Origin of the sequence: Vibrio bathopelagicus (assembly GCF_014879975.1) — a bacterium.
Classification (GTDB): domain Bacteria; phylum Pseudomonadota; class Gammaproteobacteria; order Enterobacterales; family Vibrionaceae; genus Vibrio; species Vibrio bathopelagicus.
Map to the genome: position 1 here is coordinate 514,479 of NZ_CP062500.1, position 19,227 is coordinate 533,705.

The following is a 19,227-nucleotide window of genomic DNA, read 5'->3' on the forward strand; positions in this document are numbered from 1 at the left end:
TAAATGGAACGTTGGCACAATATTCAAAATGTAGTGGTTGTGGGGCTCGGTATTACCGGGCTCTCTGTCGTTAAACATCTCGTAAAATATCAACCTCACACTCATGTGAAGGTGATTGATACACGAGAACTACCACCAGGCCGAGAGTCTTTGCCTGAATCGGTAGATCTGCATTCTGGAAGTTGGAATAGCCAATGGTTAGCGGAAGCTGATTTAGTTGTTGCTAACCCGGGTATCGCCTTAGCGACCCCTGAAATACAAGATGTTATTCAAGCGGGAACTCCGGTTGTTGGCGATATTGAACTGTTTGGCTGGGCGGTAGACAAACCCGTCGTGGCAATAACAGGTTCCAATGGTAAGAGTACCGTGACCGATCTAACGGGTGTGCTTGCTAAGGCTGCCGGTCTTAACGTTGGCGTTGGTGGCAACATCGGTATTCCTGCCCTAGACCTTCTTGAGCTTGGTGCTGACTTGTATGTCCTTGAGCTTTCAAGCTTTCAGCTAGAGACAACGTCCAGTCTAAATCTTGCAGCAGCGGCCTTTTTGAACCTGTCAGAAGATCATATGGATCGCTACCAAGGCATGGCAGATTACCGTGACGCCAAGCTAAGAATCTTTAGCAATGCTCAGTATGCAATTGTAAACCGCGACGACAAAGAGACGTACCCAGACAACAACATGCCATTAGTAACATTTGGGCTCGACGACCAAGAGTTTGGTGTGGCGACAATTGATGGTACTGAATGGCTGGTGGACAACGGTAAGCCTGTACTTACTACCCAAGATTTGACATTGGTTGGACGTCATAATGTGGCGAATGCTTTAGTCTCTTTAGCACTACTGAAGCAAGTTGGCATTGATTACGGCAAAAGCCTTGAAGCTCTGAAAGCCTACAATGGTTTGACGCATCGTTGCCAAGTAGTGGCTGACAAACGTGAAATCAAATGGGTTAATGATTCGAAAGCGACCAACGTAGCCAGTACATTGGCTGCTCTGTCGGGCTTAGAGTACCAAGGTACTCTGTATCTTTTGGTTGGTGGTGTGGGTAAAGGTGCCGACTTTAGCGAGCTTAAACCTGTGTTGGCGCAACTAGATCGTGTTCAACTGTGTTGCTTTGGGGAAGATGCAGCACAGTTTATGCCATTACATCCATCGGCTAAGACATTTGATACCATGCGTGACATCATCGAGCGTATCTCTGCACAATTGGTGTCGGGTGACATGGTGATGCTGTCTCCTGCGTGTGCAAGCTTCGATCAATTTAATAACTTCATGGCGAGAGGTGATGCGTTCACTGAACTTGCCCATGAATATGCCTAACGTGTTGAAGGACTAACATTCAGTGCAAAGAGTGAAAGAGATCAATCAATCTATTTGGCAATGGCTTAATCGTGCCACACCAGAGGCGCTCTACGATCGTCAATTGGTATGGATTGCTCTTGGACTGATGCTGACCGGTTTGGTAATGGTAACGTCGGCTTCGTTCCCAATCAGTGCTCGTTTAACCGATCAGCCGTTTCACTTTATGTTCCGTCACGCCATTTTCTTGGTATTAGCGTTATGTGTATCTAGCGTAATACTTCAAATCCCAATGAAGCGTTGGTTTCAATACAGCATGTATCTACTGGGTTTATCCTTCTTTTTGCTGGTTGTGGTATTAGCTGTCGGTAAGTCGGTTAACGGCGCATCACGCTGGATTCCGCTTGGGCTGTTTAACTTACAGCCTGCCGAAGTCGCTAAATTATCACTTTTTATCTTTATGGCGGGCTACTTAGTTCGTAAGCAAGACGAAGTGAGGAAAACCTTCTTCGGTGGCTTTGGTAAGCCAATTATGGTGTTTGGTGCCTTTGCGGTATTACTCCTTGGCCAACCCGATTTAGGTACCGTTGTTGTAATGCTGGTTACCTTATTTGGCATGCTATTTATCGCGGGTGCCAAGCTTTCACAATTTATTGCCTTAATGGTGGCGGGTATTGCCGCGGTCGTCGGCTTGATTGTTATAGAACCCTACCGTGTTCGACGTGTGACCTCATTCTGGGAACCTTGGAATGATCCGTTTGGCAGTGGCTACCAGTTAACTCAATCACTGATGGCATTTGGTCGTGGTGATTGGATGGGACAAGGTCTTGGTAACTCGGTTCAGAAGTTAGAATATTTACCAGAAGCACATACCGATTTTGTGTTTGCTGTATTGGCTGAAGAGTTGGGCTTTGTTGGCGTGACTTTAGTGCTGATCCTTATTTTTAGTTTGGTGCTTAAAGCGATTCTAATTGGTAAAAAAGCCTTCGAAAACGACCAGTTATTCAGTGGCTACCTTGCTTTTGGTATTGGAATTTGGTTTGCATTCCAGACGCTTGTTAACGTAGGCGCGGCGTCGGGTATCGTTCCAACCAAAGGCCTAACATTGCCATTAATCAGTTACGGCGGGTCAAGTTTGATCGTGATGTCGGTGGCGGTTTCTATGCTGCTACGTATCGATCACGAATGCCGAATACAACAAAAAGAACAAGCCGACAATCAAAACGAATTAGCAGAATAAGAATCTAACGTGATGAAAAAAAACAAAAAACTTTTAGTGATGGCTGGTGGTACTGGCGGTCACGTTTTCCCTGGCTTAGCGGTGGCTAAAAAGCTTCAGCAACAAGGTTGGGAAATTCGCTGGTTAGGAACTGCGGACAGAATGGAAGCGGATCTGGTGCCAAAACATGGTATTGAGATCGACTTCATTAAGGTGAAAGGCCTGCGTGGTCAAGGCATTAGCAAGCTAATTAAAGCGCCATTCCAGATTATTAATGCCATACTTCAAGCAAGACAGCACATCAAAGCATGGCAACCAGATGTGGTGCTTGGAATGGGGGGGTACGTGAGTGGTCCCGGAGGTATCGCGGCATGGTTATCCGGTATTCCTGTGGTTCTGCATGAACAAAATGCAGTGGCTGGTTTAACCAACCAATGGCTATCTAAAATTGCTAAAAAAGTGTTCCAAGCTTTCCCCGGTGCTTTTCCAACGGCTGATGTTGTGGGTAACCCTGTACGTGAAGATGTTGTTGCCTTAGCTGAACCCGAGCAACGCATGGCAGGGCGTGACGGTGATGTTCGTATCCTCGTGATGGGTGGCAGTCAGGGCGCTAAGATCTTGAACGATACCTTGCCAGTTACCATGGCCCAGCTTGGTGAAGGTTTTACAGTGGTGCATCAAGCCGGTAAGAACAATCAACAGCAAGTGATTGAACAATACAAATCACATTCTGTAGATAATGTTCAAGTGACTGAATTTATTGATGATGTGGCGCAAGCTTATGAGTGGGCAGATCTATTAGTGTGTCGCTCAGGTGCATTAACCGTATCGGAAGTGTCTGCAGCCGGCGTGGGTTCTATTTTCGTTCCGTTTATGCACAAAGACAGACAGCAAGCGCTGAATGCCGATCACCTCGTTGAATGTGGCGCAGCGTTAATGATTGAACAGCCTCAACTGACGGCTGATAAGCTAGCGAATACTATCGCTCAGCTTGATAGAAATGAATTAAAAATGATGGCAACAAAAGCTCGTCAGGCAGCCAAGCTTGATGCGGATGTGACCGTCGCTAAAGCGATTAAAGCTTTAGCAAAATAATGAGATTGAATTGATGACGATTGAACATACCCAAGACTTAGCGCAAATCCGTGCAATGGTGCCAGAGATGCGCCGTGTTAAATCTATCCACTTCATTGGTATTGGTGGCGCAGGAATGAGCGGGATTGCTGAAGTCTTGCTTAATGAAGGCTACCAGATCACGGGTTCCGACATTGCTCAAAACCCAGTGACCGATCGTTTAGTTAGCAAGGGCGCGACCGTTTATATCGGTCACCAAGCAAGTAACGTTGCCGAAGCAAGTGTGGTAGTGGTTTCAACCGCTATCAACGAAGAAAATCCAGAGATTATTGCCGCTCGAGAAGCGCGCACACCTATCGTTCGTCGTGCTGAAATGCTGGCTGAGCTGATGCGTTTTCGTCATGGAATTGCTGTGGCAGGTACGCACGGTAAAACAACTACCACTGCACTAGTTACACAGATTTACTCGGAAGCGGGTTTAGATCCAACCTTCGTAAACGGTGGTTTGGTGAAGAGTGTAGGTACGAATGCTCGTCTAGGCTCTAGTCGTATTCTTATCGCTGAAGCCGATGAAAGCGATGCGTCATTCTTACATCTGCAACCAATGGTTAGTATCGTCACTAACATTGAAGCGGATCATATGGATACCTACGGCGGCGATTTCGAGACGCTAAAGCAGACGTTTATTGATTTCTTACATAACCTGCCATTCTATGGTCAGGCTGTGATGTGTGTTGATGACCCGGTAGTACGTGAGCTTATTCCTCAGGTTAGTCGCCAAGTGATTACCTACGGCTTCTCAGAAGATGCTGACATCCGAATTGAAAACTACGTACAAGAAGGCCAGCAAGGTAAGTTCACTGTCGTTCGTGAAGGCAAAGCTAATCTTGATATCACGCTGAACATTCCGGGGCGTCATAATGCACTGAATGCCTCTGCAGCGATTGCGGTGGCAACGGAAGATGACATCAGCGATGAAGCGATCCTAAAAGCGATGGCAGGAACCGAAGGCACAGGCCGTCGTTTTGATCACCTAGGTGAATACGAAACGGGTAAAGGTATTGCAATGTTGGTTGATGATTACGGTCATCATCCAACTGAAGTTGATGTAACGATTCAAGCTGCTCGCAGTGGTTGGACAGACAAACGTCTCGTGATGATCTTCCAGCCGCACCGTTATAGTCGCACTCGCGATCTGTATGATGATTTCGCGAATGTTCTTGAGCAAGTAGATGTACTTATTCTATTAGATGTTTATTCTGCCGGTGAGAAACCAATTGCAGGAGCAGACGGACGTTCACTAAGTCGAACTATTCGCGGGCGTGGTAAGATAGATCCAATTTTTGTTGCTGATATCAACACTCTGCCATCTGTTTTAGCTAACGTAATTCAAGGTGGTGACCTTGTTTTAACGCAAGGCGCAGGTGATGTTGGTCGTGTTGCTAAGCAACTCGAATCGTTACAGTTAGACATTAATAAGATGCAGAACGCGTAACAGAATACTGTCTACAGACTGTGGTCAATCGCTCACTTCTTGCGATTGACCTAAAATTGACCAAAAATCTTATTATCAACGTTTGATAGTTTGATTTTGCTCAGTATAATTCATAGGTTAAAGTAAGTGCTTTTACCTCTATTACGAAGATAGGGAATAGAATTGCGAACCAACGACAGGGAATGCGGGCTTTGGTAGAAAGTACTTTTAGCGAAAACCGCCACCTATTCAGTTTACCATCGCTCAAGAAACACGCCTTAGGCGGGTCTTTTTTAGTCGTGGTATTGCTATTCATTGGGTTTCTTTTCTATACCACACTGACTTGGATGTGGGACGATCAGCGATTGCCTCTTTCCAAAATAGTACTTCAAGGCGACTTAACTTATGTAACGGCTGGTGATGTTCAGCATGCTTTTGGCGAGTTAGAACATATTGGCACCTTCATGTCGCAAGATATTGGGGTATTACAAGACAGTTTAGAGGCGTTACCTTGGGTATCTGTTGTCTCGATTCGTAAACAGTGGCCAGACACAATAAAAGTATTTTTGACTGAATACCAAGCGGCAGCAATCTGGAATGGCAACATGCTGCTCAACGAAAACGGTCAAGTGTTTAATGGCGATATCGGCCTGTTAAAGGGTGATAGAGTTAAGCTTTATGGCCCGGAAGGGACCAGCCAAGAAGTGATAGCAAAATGGCGACAGATAACTCCTTTGATTAACAGTCTAGGATTAACCGTTACCTCACTTGTTCTTAATGAACGTCGCGCTTGGCAAATAATCCTAGATAACGGTATCCGTTTAGAACTAGGTAAAGATTCTTTAAATGAGCGTGTTGAACGCTTTATTTCGCTTTATAACGAATTAGGAAGTAAAGCGAATCAAGTGAGCTACATCGACCTCAGGTATGATACGGGAGCCGCTGTAGGTTGGTTTCCAGAGCAAGAGTTAGAAGAGAGCAGAAATGACTAAGACCGCAGATGACAACATAATCGTTGGTCTTGATATAGGCACTGCGACCATATCAGCTCTAGTTGGTGAAATACTGCCTGATGGTCAAATCAATATCATTGGTTCAGGGCAAAGCCCATCCAGAGGTATGGATAAAGGTGGTGTAAACGACCTAGAGTCGGTAGTGAAATCGGTTCAGCGAGCGATTGATCAAGCAGAGTTGATGGCTGAATGCCAAATCAGCAATGTATTTATCTCACTGTCCGGTAAGCATATCGCAAGCCGAATTGAAAAAGGCATGGGCACTATTTCTGATGAAGAAGTGTCTCAAGACGATATGGATCGAGCGATCCATACCGCGAAATCGATTAAAATAGGTGATGAGCAGAGAATTCTGCACGTGATTCCACAAGAATTTACCATCGACTACCAAGAAGGCATTAAGAATCCGCTTGGTTTATCTGGTGTTCGAATGGAAGTCAGTGTTCATCTAATTTCTTGCCATAGCGACATGGCGAGAAACATTATTAAAGCTGTTGAACGATGTGGTCTCACTGTAGAACAAATCGTGTTTTCAGGACTTGCCTCAAGTAATGCGGTAATTACTGACGACGAGAGAGAGCTTGGAGTATGTGTTGTTGATATTGGTGCCGGTACGATGGATATTTCCATTTGGACTGGCGGCGCACTGCGACACACAGAAGTCTTTTCCTATGCAGGAAATGCAGTAACCAGTGATATTGCCTTCGCTTTCGGTACGCCAGTGAGCGATGCTGAAGAGATAAAAGTAAACCATGGTTGCGCTCTGAGTGAACTCGTAAGCAAGGATGATTCTGTTAACGTCCCTAGTGTAGGTGGCCGTCCATCGAGAAGTTTGCAAAGACAAACTTTGTCGGAAGTGATTGAACCACGTTACACTGAACTTATGGGGCTCGTTAACCAAACTATTGATACAGTTCAATTACAGCTACGAGATGAGGGTATTAAACACCACCTTGCAGCTGGCGTCGTTCTCACTGGTGGAGCGGCACAAATTGACGGATTGGTAGAGTGTGCGGAACGTGTTTTCCGCAATCAAGTTCGAGTTGGTAAGCCGTTAGAAGTTAGTGGCTTAACTGACTATGTTAAAGAGCCGTATCATTCTACGGCGGTTGGTTTACTTCATTACGCAAGAGATTGTCAGATAAGTGATGAAGGTGATTACAGCGAACCTAAGCGTTCAGCACCTTCTATGTCAGGTTTATTTGGTAAATTGCGTAATTGGATACAAAAAGAGTTTTAACCTGAGTTGCAGGAAAAAACGGAGATAACACATGTTTGAACCGATGATGGAAATGTCTGACGATGCAGTAATTAAAGTCGTTGGAGTTGGTGGCGGTGGCGGTAACGCTGTTGAGCACATGGTACGTGAGTCAATTGAAGGCGTAGAATTCATTAGTGTTAACACTGATGCTCAAGCCCTTCGTAAAACAAGCGTGAGCAGCGTGATCCAGATTGGTGGTGATATCACTAAAGGCTTGGGCGCTGGTGCAAACCCACAAGTAGGCCGTGATGCAGCTCTCGAAGATCGAGAAAGAATTAAAGAAGTTCTAACTGGCGCCGATATGGTATTTATCGCAGCTGGTATGGGCGGTGGTACAGGTACAGGTGCTGCTCCAGTTATTGCTGAAGTTGCGAAAGAGTTGGGTGTGCTAACGGTTGCTGTTGTAACTAAGCCATTTAGCTTTGAAGGCAAAAAGCGTTTAGCGTTTGCTGAGCAAGGTATCGAAGAGCTTTCTAAACATGTGGATTCTTTAATTACGATTCCAAATGAAAAGCTGCTTAAAGTACTTGGCCGTGGCGTAACACTGCTAGAAGCTTTCGCAAGTGCAAATGATGTACTTAAAAACGCTGTACAAGGTATCGCTGAGCTAATTACTCGCCCTGGTATGATCAACGTCGATTTCGCGGATGTTCGCACTGTGATGTCGGAAATGGGTCATGCAATGATGGGTAGCGGTATCGCAAAAGGTGAAGACCGTGCTGAAGAAGCTGCTGAAACGGCAATTTCTAGCCCATTATTAGAAGACATCGACCTAGCTGGTGCTCGTGGCGTTCTTGTTAACATCACTGCTGGCCTAGATATGCGCTTAGATGAATTCGAAACTGTGGGTAATACAGTTAAGGCATTCGCTTCTGATAACGCAACGGTTGTTATTGGTACTTCTCTAGATCCTGATATGACGGATGAAATCCGCGTAACTGTTGTTGCAACAGGTATCGGCACAGAGAAAAAACCAGACATTACTTTAGTTGCTGGTGGTAAAGCAAAAGTAGCGCCAACGCCTCAACCTCAAGTTGCTGTTCAAACAGCAGCAAAAGTGGAAGAGAAAGTGGCACAACCATTGCAGGAAAAAACTGAGGTAAAACCTCAAGTTAAACCACAGCCAACAACGTCACCTGTTTCTTCAGGTACAGGGGCTAGCCAGAGTGCTGCACCTAAAGCTGAGAAAGAGAGCGGATATTTAGATATCCCAGCATTTTTACGACGTCAGGCTGATTAACAAATACCCAAAATTTGACTATCGTCGAATTAATGGTAAAATTCGCGGTCGGTAAATACTGACCGTGATTTGTAGCACTGATAACGAGGCAAGCAGATGATCAGACAACGTACTCTGAAAGAAATTGTGAAAACAACTGGTGTGGGTCTCCACTCTGGTCGTAAAGTCACACTTACTCTTCGCCCGGCAGCTGCAAATACAGGTATTGTTTATCGTCGTACAGATGTAAATCCACCTGTAGATTTCCCAGCTGATCCCGCATCAGTTCGTGACACTATGCTATGTACCGCTCTTGTTAATGACGAAGGCGTACGTATCTCTACAGTGGAGCACCTTAACGCAGCTCTAGCTGGAATGGGTATCGACAACATTATTGTTGAAGTAGATGCTCCAGAAATTCCAATTATGGATGGCAGCGCAAGCCCATTCGTATACTTGCTACAGCAAGCGGGTGTAGAAACACTGAATGCAGCGAAGCGTTTTATTCGAATCAAAAAGCCTATTCGTTTTGAAGATGGCGATAAATGGGCAGAGTTTGTTCCATTTAACGGCTTCCGTATGGACTTTGAGATCGACTTTAACCACCCTGCAATTGAATCCGATGAGCAACGTTTGTTGTTTGATTTCTCATCACAAGGTTTTGTGAAGCAGATTTCTCGTGCTCGTACTTTCGGTTTTATGCGCGATATTGAGTACCTTCAGTCTCAAAACCTAGTACTTGGCGGTAGCTTTGATAATGCTATCGTACTGGACGAATACCGAATCCTTAATGAAGAAGGCCTTCGTTTCGATAATGAGTTTGTAACTCATAAAGTATTGGATGCGATTGGTGACCTTTACATGTGTGGACACGCTATTATTGGTGAGTTCCGTGCATACAAATCAGGTCACGGCCTAAACAACCAACTTTTACGTGCAGTTCTTGCTGACGCAGAAGCTTGGGAATGGGCAACATTCGAAGAAGAAGCTGGCTCTCCAGTTGCTTTCGCAGAACCGGGTATGGTTCTAGCGTAATTGTTGTTTACAACAATATAAGATTTCAAAAACCAGGTCATCGGCCTGGTTTTTTTGTATCTATTTTCCAGATACAGTGTCGTTAACCTCCGGAAATTGCTGGCCAATGGGCTGCAGTCTGCTTAATCCATCAGCAATTAGAAAGAAAAGTTCCAAGCACATCAAACAAATGGTGTTCTAAATGGTCGTTAGTGTGAAAATTACTTACACTAAAGGGCATTAATTTTAACTCAAGCCTTGAAAACTCTACTCTCAAGTACAATATCAAAGATACTAGATTTATCTCAGTATCCTTGGTTAGTAACTGAAGACTAGTTCATAGCTAGTAGAGACTGACGGCATTTAAAATAGATCGCGGACGATCTGAGAACGAAGAGATTCCAAGCACATGATTACTAAGCTGCTGACAAAGGTAATTGGCAGTCGCAATGACAGAACACTGCGCCGCCTTAGAAAAATTGTAAAAGAAATTAATAACTACGAACCAACGTTTGAAGCACTTTCTGATGAAGAGCTAAAAGCAAAAACGGTTGAGTTTCGTGAGCGCTTAGATAAAGGTGAATCGTTAGATCAACTTCTACCTGAAGCATTCGCTACGGTACGTGAAGCGTCTAAGCGTGTTTACGGCATGCGTCACTTTGACGTGCAAATGATTGGTGGCATGGTTCTAAATGGTGGCCAAATTGCAGAGATGCGTACTGGTGAAGGTAAGACACTTACCGCAACCCTACCAGCTTATCTAAACGCGCTACCAAGCAAAGGTGTTCACGTAATAACGGTGAACGATTACCTAGCGAAGCGTGATGCGGAAACAAACCGTCCATTATTTGAATTCCTTGGCATGACTGTTGGCGTGAATGTGGCAAACATGGCTCCGCCAGAGAAAAAAGAAGCGTACCAAGCTGACATCCTATACGGAACAAACAACGAGTTTGGTTTTGATTACCTTCGTGACAACATGGCTTTCCGTGCTGAAGACCGAGTTCAACGTGAGCGCTTCTTCGCTGTAGTCGATGAGGTTGACTCAATCTTAATTGATGAAGCTCGTACTCCGTTAATTATCTCTGGCCCAGCTGAAGATAGTTCTGACCTTTATACGCGCATTAACACTCTAATTCCTTCTCTAGAGCGTCAAGATAAAGAAGATTCAGAAGAGTACCGTGGTGAAGGTCACTACACCATGGACGAAAAATCAAAACAGGTTCACCTGACTGAAAACGGTCAAGAATTTGTAGAAGAACTAATGGTCAAAAACGGCTTGATGGAAGAGGGTGACACACTTTACTCTCCAACCAATATCAGCCTATTGCACCATGTGAATGCTGCGCTTCGTGCACACGTATTGTTTGAGAAAAACGTCGACTACATCGTTACTGAAGAAGGCGAAGTGGTTATCGTTGATGAACATACTGGTCGTACTATGCCAGGTCGTCGTTGGTCTGAAGGTTTACACCAAGCTGTTGAAGCTAAAGAAGGTGTGAAGATTCAAAATGAAAACCAAACGCTAGCATCGATTACATTCCAGAACTTCTTCCGATTGTACGAAAAACTGTCAGGCATGACAGGTACTGCTGATACTGAAGCTTTCGAATTCCAGTCTATCTACGGCCTAGAAACGGTGGTTATCCCAACCAACAAGCCTATGGTTCGTAACGATATGCCAGATGTGGTTTATCGTACTGAAGAAGACAAGTTCAATGCGATCATTGAAGACATCAAAGACCGTGTTGCGGCTGGTCAGCCATCACTGGTTGGTACGGTTTCTATCGAGAAATCTGAACTGCTGTCTAACGCACTGAAAAAAGCAAAAATTAAGCACAACGTACTAAATGCTAAGTTCCATGAGATGGAAGCTGAGATCGTTGCGCAAGCTGGTATGCCGAGTGCGGTAACTATCGCAACTAACATGGCAGGTCGTGGTACCGATATCGTGTTAGGTGGTAGCTGGCAGGCACAAATTGAGAAGCTAGATAATCCAACGAAAGAGCAGATCGACAAGATCAAAGCTGACTGGAGAGTTGTCCACGATACAGTTCTTGAGTCAGGTGGTCTGCACATCATTGGTACTGAGCGTCATGAATCTCGCCGTATCGATAACCAGCTACGTGGTCGTTCTGGTCGTCAAGGTGATGCGGGTTCTTCTCGTTTCTACCTATCAATGGAAGATTCTCTACTACGTATCTTTACGTCTGATCGTATGGCTGGTCTTATCCAAAGTGGTATGGACGAAGGCGAAGCGATTGAATCTAAGATGCTGTCTCGCTCAATTGAAAAAGCTCAACGTAAAGTGGAAGGTCGTAACTTCGACATCCGTAAGCAGCTTCTTGAGTACGATGATGTAGCCAATGACCAACGTAAGGTTGTTTATGAGCTACGTGATGAACTGATGAGTTCTGATGACATCAGCGAGATGATCGAACACAACCGTGAAGATGTACTGGCGTCAGTCATTGATGAATACATCGCTCCTCAATCTCTTGAAGACATGTGGGATATCGCGGGTCTGCAAGATCGTCTGAAGAATGACTTCGACCTAGACTTTGATATTCAAGGTTGGTTAGACGAAGACGACAAGCTTTATGAAGAAGCATTGCGTGAGCGTATTCTTGGTATGGCGGTAGATTCGTACAAACAGAAAGAAGAAGTGGTTGGTGCTCAAGTACTGCGTAACTTCGAGAAGTCTGTGATGCTACAAACGCTAGACGGTCTTTGGAAAGAGCACTTGGCTGCGATGGATCACCTTCGTCAAGGTATCCACTTACGTGGTTATGCTCAGAAGAACCCGAAACAAGAGTACAAGCGTGAGTCGTTTGAACTGTTTGAAGGCCTACTCGATGTGCTGAAAACAGATGTTGTTACCATCCTTTCTAAAGTTCGCGTTCAGCAACAAGAAGAAGTTGAAAAGATGGAAGCTCAACGTCAAGCTCAAGCTGAACAAGCGGCGCGTCGTGCACAAGCACAACACGCAACGGCTGAAAACCAGCTAGCTGACGATGAAGCGGATGCGGCATCTCCACAAACGGTAGTACGTGATGAGCGTAAAGTGGGTCGTAACGAACCATGCCCATGTGGAAGTGGTAAGAAGTATAAACAGTGTCACGGCAAAATTGACTAAGTTTGGTGAAACGTTGCTGTAACGGATGATTACAGTGTCGGAGGTACTCACTTACTAACGTAAGCTCCGTGCCACCTCCTTGCACTCACCACATCACAGCTTAGCTTCATAAAACTTACTGATATTAAAAAGAGTCGCTTAGGCGGCTCTTTTTGTATGTAAATAATAAGGTTTTGATAGCGTCATCCTCGAGAGTGAGGTACGAGCGAGTCGGGGATCTTTCGAACTAACAAAAGAGCAGATACCCTATCTAATTCGTTCCTCATTGTAGGGAATGACGGTAGGGACATAGAAGGAACATCATCATATGAAAAGAATCCATATTGTCGCGGGCATTATCTTCAACCAAGATAAGTCACAGGTCTTTATCACTAAACGCCCAGACGACAAGCACAAAGGCGGTTTCTGGGAATTCCCTGGTGGTAAAGTAGAAGCGGGCGAAACCATTGAGCAGGCGATGGCTCGTGAACTTGATGAAGAAATTGGCATTAAGGTGACAGATCAGTCTCTGTTTGAGCACCTTGAATTTGATTACAGTGACAAGTCGCTTAAGTTTGATTTCATTCTTGTGACTGATTTCGAGCAACAGCCTTATGGTAAAGAAGGGCAACAAGGTGAATGGGTCGATCTTGAATCATTGAGCCAATACGCATTCCCTGAAGCGAATGTGCCCATTTTAGAGCGAGTAATAAAAGAGTTTTCGTAATTGCTAGCCTGAGTTTGAGATTGTTGTTAGTTTAAAGAGATTAATCGAATGAACGTTGCTGCGACAGATGAGCAGTGACGGTAACCAAAACAATGGAGATATTCGCAGTGGTAAGAATTGCAATTGCAGGAGCAGCTGGCCGTATGGGTCGTAACTTGGTGAAAGCCGCTCACCAAAATTCAGAAGCAAGCGTTGGCGCTGGTTCAGAGCGCCCAGAGTCATCTTTGGTCGGTGTTGATGTTGGCGAGTTATGCGGTGAAGGCCGTTTTGATGTAGCTCTAGTCGATGACCTTTCGAAAGCGATTGAAGAGTTTGACGTGATCGTCGACTTTACCGCACCTGTGAGCACATTAGCGAATATTGAACTTTGTAAACGTCACGGAAAGAAGCTAATTATCGGTACGACAGGTTTCTCTGAAGAAGAAAAGCAGGTTATCGATGCGGCTTCAAAAGAGATGCCTATTGTAATGGCACCAAACTACAGTGTAGGCGTAAACCTGGTATTTAAGCTGCTAGAAAAGGCCGCTAAAGTGATGGGCGATTACTGTGATGTTGAAATCGTAGAGGCTCACCACCGTCATAAAGTTGATGCACCTTCTGGTACTGCGATTGGCATGGGCGAAGCGATCGCCGGTGCGATGGGCAATGAACTAAACGATGTCGCTGTATGGTCACGCGAAGGCATTACGGGCGAGCGTACAAAAGATGAGATCGGTTTTGCGACAATTCGTGCCGGTGACATCATTGGTGAGCATACCGCTATGTTTGCTGATATTGGCGAGCGCGTTGAAATTACCCATAAAGCAACGGATAGAATGACCTTTGCTAATGGCGCAATCAAGGCGGCTGTTTGGCTAAATGACAAGCCAGCAGGCTTTTATACCATGACGGATGTCCTTGGTTTAAACGATCTATAAATAGATATTTATGCGCTGGCAATTGCCGGCGCTTTCTTTATTACCCCCTTTTTTCCACTTAAACTGCTCTTGGTTACTTTCTTCTTATTCTCGATTTTTCCTGATTAGAACTGTAATTGGCTATTGTTTATGGGTGCTTGGCTGTTGTTTTTGATTTAAAGCCCTAAATTTACATGTTTACTCTTTGTATTTATCGATTGCGTTTTGTTGGTGATATTTTTGTTACTCAATGGCGGGTGAAAATGACGGGTGAAAATTAGAAAATCGTAATATTCCTATTAATTGAGTATGAAAGTTGAACTTTTGAAGCTTTGGTAAAGGAAATTGAATTAGTTCTTACAAATGTTTAATTTCTTTTGCGTTAAATGTTGACACGTATCACGCAGATCACTAAAATACCGCCAATTTGTCTAATTTCCATAAACACGCAGTTTTTAGTGTTGCAGGAAGGTAGATTTGCAAATTAAATCAATTTTAATGCATTTTTATTTCTGGAGGTTGTCTTGAAGAAGTCAGCACTACTCGTCCTAGAAGATGGGACAGTATTTCACGGTGAAGCCATTGGCGCTGTAGGTTCTGCAGTTGGTGAAGTCGTTTTTAATACCTCGATGACGGGGTACCAAGAAATCCTCACTGATCCTTCCTATTCTCAACAAATCGTTACCCTTACTTACCCTCACATTGGCAATACCGGAACCAATTCCGAAGATGAAGAATCTTCTTCAATCCACGCTCAAGGCCTTGTGATTCGCGATCTCCCTCTAATCGCTTCTAACTTCCGTAATGAACAATCCCTTTCTGATTACCTTAAGTCGCAAAACGTTGTTGGTATCGCTGATATCGATACTCGTAAGCTGACACGTATTCTTCGTGAAAAAGGTGCTCAAAACGGTTGTATCGTTGCAGGTAACAATTTAGACGAAGCTTTGGCTCTGGCTAAGGCAAAAGAATTCCCTGGCCTGAAAGGTATGGACCTTGCGAAAGAAGTTACAACAAAAGAAGCGTATCAATGGAAACAAGGTTCGTGGACGCTTACGGGTGGACTTCCTGAAGCGAAAGCAGACTCTGAATTGCCATACCACGTTGTTGCTTATGACTTCGGCGCAAAACGAAACATCTTACGAATGCTTGTTGACCGCGGCTGCCGCCTAACGGTTGTTCCTGCTGAAACTTCAGCAGAAGAAGTACTCGCTCTGAACCCCGACGGTGTTTTCCTTTCAAATGGCCCTGGTGACCCAGAACCATGTACTTACGCAATTGAAGCGACAAAAGTGTTCCTAGAAAAAGGCTTACCAATCTTTGGTATCTGTCTAGGTCACCAGATTCTTGCTCTTGCGTCAGGTGCTAAGACAGTGAAGATGAAGTTTGGTCACCACGGTGCAAACCACCCGGTTAAAGATTTAGATCGTGATGTTGTGATGATTACTTCACAAAACCACGGCTTTGCTGCTGACGAAGATACACTTCCAGAGACATTGCGAGCGACTCATAAGTCTCTATTTGATGGTTCTCTACAAGGTATCCACCGTACAGATAAACCAGCATTTAGCTTCCAAGGGCACCCAGAAGCAAGCCCAGGTCCAGAAGATGCGGCACCGCTATTCGACCACTTCATTGAATTAATTAAACAGCACACAGCGTAATCCGGAGTAGTAGATAATGCCAAAACGTACTGACATTAAAAGTGTTCTAATTCTAGGTGCTGGTCCGATTGTTATCGGTCAAGCATGTGAGTTTGATTACTCTGGTGCTCAAGCTTGTAAAGCACTTCGCGAAGAAGGTTACCGAGTTATTCTTGTAAACTCGAACCCAGCGACAATCATGACTGACCCAGACATGGCTGATGCGACTTACATCGAACCTATCCAATGGGAAGTGGTTCGTAACATCATCGCTAAAGAGAAGCCAGATGCAGTTCTACCGACAATGGGCGGCCAAACTGCACTTAACTGTGCGTTAGATTTAGAAAAATACGGCGTACTTGAAGAGTTCGGCGTAGAGATGATTGGCGCAACGGCTGACGCTATCGATAAGGCTGAAGACCGCTCTCGTTTTGATAAAGCAATGAAATCGATTGGTCTTGAGTGTCCAACGGCTGATACAGCGAAAACGATGGAAGAAGCTTACAAAGTTCAAGAAATGGTTGGTTTCCCTTGTATCATTCGTCCATCGTTTACGATGGGTGGTACAGGCGGTGGTATCGCTTATAACAAAGAAGAATTTGAAGAAATCTGTCGTCGTGGTTTGGACTTGTCTCCAACCAACGAACTTCTAATCGATGAGTCACTAATCGGTTGGAAAGAGTACGAGATGGAAGTGGTTCGCGACAAGAACGACAACTGCATCATCGTGTGTGCGATCGAAAACTTTGACCCAATGGGTATTCACACTGGTGACTCGATCACAGTGGCTCCGGCTCAAACGCTAACAGACAAAGAATACCAACTAATGCGTAACGCTTCTCTAGCGGTACTGCGTGAGATTGGTGTTGAAACGGGTGGTTCAAACGTACAGTTTGGTATCAACCCGAAAGATGGCCGTATGGTTATCATCGAGATGAACCCACGTGTATCTCGTTCTTCTGCACTTGCTTCTAAAGCAACAGGTTTCCCAATCGCTAAGATTGCAGCGAAACTGGCTGTTGGCTTTACGCTAGATGAGCTAATGAATGACATCACTGGCGGCGCAACACCAGCATCATTCGAACCAACAATCGACTACGTAGTAACTAAGATTCCTCGTTTTAACTTCGAGAAATTTGCAGGTGCTAACGACCGTCTAACGACGCAAATGAAGTCGGTTGGTGAAGTTATGGCTATCGGCCGTAACCAACAAGAATCTCTACAGAAAGCACTTCGCGGTCTAGAAGTTGGCGCAACTGGTTTTGACGAAATGGTTGACCTAGATGCGCCTGACGCTCTAACGACGATTCGCCATGAGCTTAAAGAAGCTGGTTCTGACCGTATTTGGTACATCGCAGATGCTTTCCGTGCTGGTATGTCAGTTGATGGTGTATTCAACCTAACGCAAATTGACCGTTGGTTCCTAGTTCAAATCGAAGACATCGTGAAACTAGAGCAAGAACTTAAAGCGAAAGGCTTTGCTGGTCTGAATAAAGACGAGCTAATGAAGCTTAAGCGTAAAGGTTTTGCTGATGCTCGCCTGTCTAAGATTCTAGGTGTGGCAGAAAGTGAAATTCGTCGTCTACGTGACCAATACGATATTCACCCAGTCTACAAGCGTGTAGATACGTGTGCGGCAGAATTCTCTTCTGATACGGCTTACATGTACTCATCTTACGATGACGAATGTGAATCGAACCCAACAGACAAAGAGAAAATCATGATCTTAGGCGGCGGTCCAAACCGTATCGGCCAAGGTATTGAATTTGATTACTGTTGTGTACATGCATCTCTAGCACTGCGTGAAGATGGCTACGAAACAATCATGGTTAACTGTAACCCTGAGACAGTTTCGACAGACTACGATACATCTGACCGTCTGTACTTTGAACCAGTAACACTGGAAGACGTACTAGCAATCGTTCGTGTTGAGAAGCCAAAAGGCGTTATCGTTCAGTACGGTGGTCAAACACCACTGAAACTGGCTCGTGAGCTTGAAGCTGCTGGCGTACCAATCATTGGTACTAGCCCAGACGCAATCGACCGTGCAGAAGACCGTGAGCGTTTCCAAGTTGCTGTTGACCGTCTTGGTCTTCTACAACCAGAAAACGCGACAGTAACAACAATGGAGCAAGCGGTAGAGAAATCTCGTGAAATCGGCTTCCCATTGGTTGTTCGTCCTTCTTATGTTCTTGGTGGTCGTGCGATGGAAATCGTATACGACGAGCAAGACTTACGTCGCTACTTCAACGAAGCAGTCAGCGTTTCAAATGAATCTCCAGTACTACTTGATAGCTTCCTAGATGATGCCATTGAAGTAGACGTTGATGCGATTTGTGACGGTGAGCGCGTTGTTATTGCGGGTATCATGGAGCACATTGAGCAAGCAGGTGTTCACTCGGGTGACTCAGCATGTTCTCTTCCTGCTTACACGCTAAGCCAAGAAATCCAAGACGTAATGCGTGAGCAAGTTGAAAAGCTAGCGTTTGAGTTGGGTGTTCGTGGTCTAATGAATACGCAGTTTGCTGTTAAGAACAACGAAGTGTACCTAATCGAGGTTAACCCTCGTGCAGCACGTACAGTACCGTTCGTATCGAAAGCAACAGGCGCAGCGGTCGCTAAGATTGCAGCTCGTGTTATGGCGGGTCAATCGCTAGAGTCTCAAGGCTTTACGAAAGAAATCATCCCACCATACTACTCAGTGAAAGAAGTTGTTCTTCCATTCAACAAATTCCCTGGTGTTGACCCACTATTAGGCCCAGAAATGCGCTCTACTGGTGAAGTTATGGGTGTTGGTGCAACGTTTGCTGAAGCATACTCTAAAGCTGAATTGGGTTGTGGCAACATCTACCCAGAAGGCGGCCGTGCACTTCTTTCTGTTCGTGAAGGCGACAAAGAGCGCGTTGTTGACCTAGCATCTAAGCTATCTAAGCTTGGTTACCAGCTAGACGCAACACACGGTACTGCAGTTATCCTTGGCGAAGCGGGTATCAACCCACGTCTAGTAAACAAGGTACACGAAGGTCGTCCTCACATTCTTGACCGTATCAAGAACAATGAGTACACGTACATAGTGAACACTGCTGCTGGCCGTCAAGCGATTGAAGATTCTAAAGTTCTTCGTCGTGGCGCATTGGCTGAGAAAGTTAACTACACGACTACGCTAAACGCTGCATTCGCGACTTGCATGGCGCACACTGCAGACGCGAAAACGTCAGTAACTTCAGTTCAAGAGCTACACGCACAAGTTAAAGCTTCTCAAGCTTAATTGAC

At 45.0% G+C, this 19,227-nt stretch carries 13 protein-coding genes; all 13 read left to right on the forward strand.

Translation table 11 applies throughout. The features are described from left to right. The first annotated feature begins 3 nt into the window (after window positions 1–3). The 13 genes from murD to carB all read left to right on the forward strand — a co-directional run bounded on the left by murD (window position 4) and on the right by carB (window position 19,222). A complete protein-coding gene (gene murD / locus IHV80_RS02385; RefSeq protein WP_192889950.1) occupies window positions 4–1,320 on the forward strand; it encodes a UDP-N-acetylmuramoyl-L-alanine--D-glutamate ligase in 1,317 nt (438 codons plus the stop codon). A gap of 22 nt (window positions 1,321–1,342) precedes the next feature. After that, window positions 1,343–2,539 (forward strand): cell division protein FtsW, encoded by a 1,197-nt coding sequence (gene ftsW / locus IHV80_RS02390; protein ID WP_192889951.1) that lies wholly within the window; start codon window positions 1,343–1,345, stop codon window positions 2,537–2,539. A gap of 12 nt (window positions 2,540–2,551) precedes the next feature. Continuing rightward, a complete protein-coding gene (gene murG, locus IHV80_RS02395) occupies window positions 2,552–3,613 on the forward strand; it encodes an undecaprenyldiphospho-muramoylpentapeptide beta-N-acetylglucosaminyltransferase (RefSeq protein WP_192889952.1) in 1,062 nt (353 codons plus the stop codon). A 13-nt stretch (window positions 3,614–3,626) separates the two neighbouring features. Beyond that, on the forward strand, window positions 3,627–5,087 hold the full coding sequence (gene murC, locus IHV80_RS02400) for a UDP-N-acetylmuramate--L-alanine ligase (RefSeq protein ID WP_192889953.1): 1,461 nt from the start codon (window positions 3,627–3,629) through the stop codon (window positions 5,085–5,087). A 182-nt stretch (window positions 5,088–5,269) separates the two neighbouring features. After that, entirely contained in the window at window positions 5,270–6,058 is a 789-nt protein-coding gene (locus tag IHV80_RS02405) for a cell division protein FtsQ/DivIB (protein WP_404818305.1), read from the forward strand. After that, entirely contained in the window at window positions 6,051–7,319 is a 1,269-nt protein-coding gene (ftsA, locus tag IHV80_RS02410; RefSeq protein WP_004729844.1) for a cell division protein FtsA, read from the forward strand. Before IHV80_RS02405 ends, ftsA begins: the two co-directional genes overlap by 8 nt. 31 nt (window positions 7,320–7,350) lie before the next feature. Further along, window positions 7,351–8,580: a cell division protein FtsZ gene (gene ftsZ, locus IHV80_RS02415; protein ID WP_017084771.1), complete on the forward strand. Its 1,230-nt coding sequence runs from the start codon at window positions 7,351–7,353 to the stop codon at window positions 8,578–8,580. 96 nt (window positions 8,581–8,676) lie between these two features. After that, the gene (gene lpxC, locus IHV80_RS02420) at window positions 8,677–9,594 is read left to right on the forward strand and encodes a UDP-3-O-acyl-N-acetylglucosamine deacetylase (RefSeq protein WP_017087510.1); all 918 of its coding nucleotides are present in this window, start codon (window positions 8,677–8,679) and stop codon (window positions 9,592–9,594) included. Between the two features lie 388 nt (window positions 9,595–9,982). After that, window positions 9,983–12,709 (forward strand): preprotein translocase subunit SecA, encoded by a 2,727-nt coding sequence (gene secA / locus IHV80_RS02425; RefSeq protein ID WP_192889955.1) that lies wholly within the window; start codon window positions 9,983–9,985, stop codon window positions 12,707–12,709. Window positions 12,710–13,016: 307 nt separating this feature from the next. Continuing rightward, a complete protein-coding gene (gene mutT, locus IHV80_RS02430) occupies window positions 13,017–13,415 on the forward strand; it encodes an 8-oxo-dGTP diphosphatase MutT (protein ID WP_017084773.1) in 399 nt (132 codons plus the stop codon). A gap of 92 nt (window positions 13,416–13,507) precedes the next feature. Beyond that, window positions 13,508–14,332, forward strand: coding sequence for a 4-hydroxy-tetrahydrodipicolinate reductase (gene dapB / locus IHV80_RS02435; RefSeq protein ID WP_081008115.1), 825 nt, complete (start codon window positions 13,508–13,510; stop codon window positions 14,330–14,332). A 503-nt stretch (window positions 14,333–14,835) separates the two neighbouring features. After that, window positions 14,836–15,975, forward strand: coding sequence for a glutamine-hydrolyzing carbamoyl-phosphate synthase small subunit (gene carA / locus IHV80_RS02440; RefSeq protein ID WP_017109272.1), 1,140 nt, complete (start codon window positions 14,836–14,838; stop codon window positions 15,973–15,975). Window positions 15,976–15,991: 16 nt separating this feature from the next. Beyond that, window positions 15,992–19,222 (forward strand): carbamoyl-phosphate synthase large subunit, encoded by a 3,231-nt coding sequence (carB, locus tag IHV80_RS02445; RefSeq protein ID WP_004734974.1) that lies wholly within the window; start codon window positions 15,992–15,994, stop codon window positions 19,220–19,222. The last annotated feature ends 5 nt before the right edge of the window (window positions 19,223–19,227 follow it).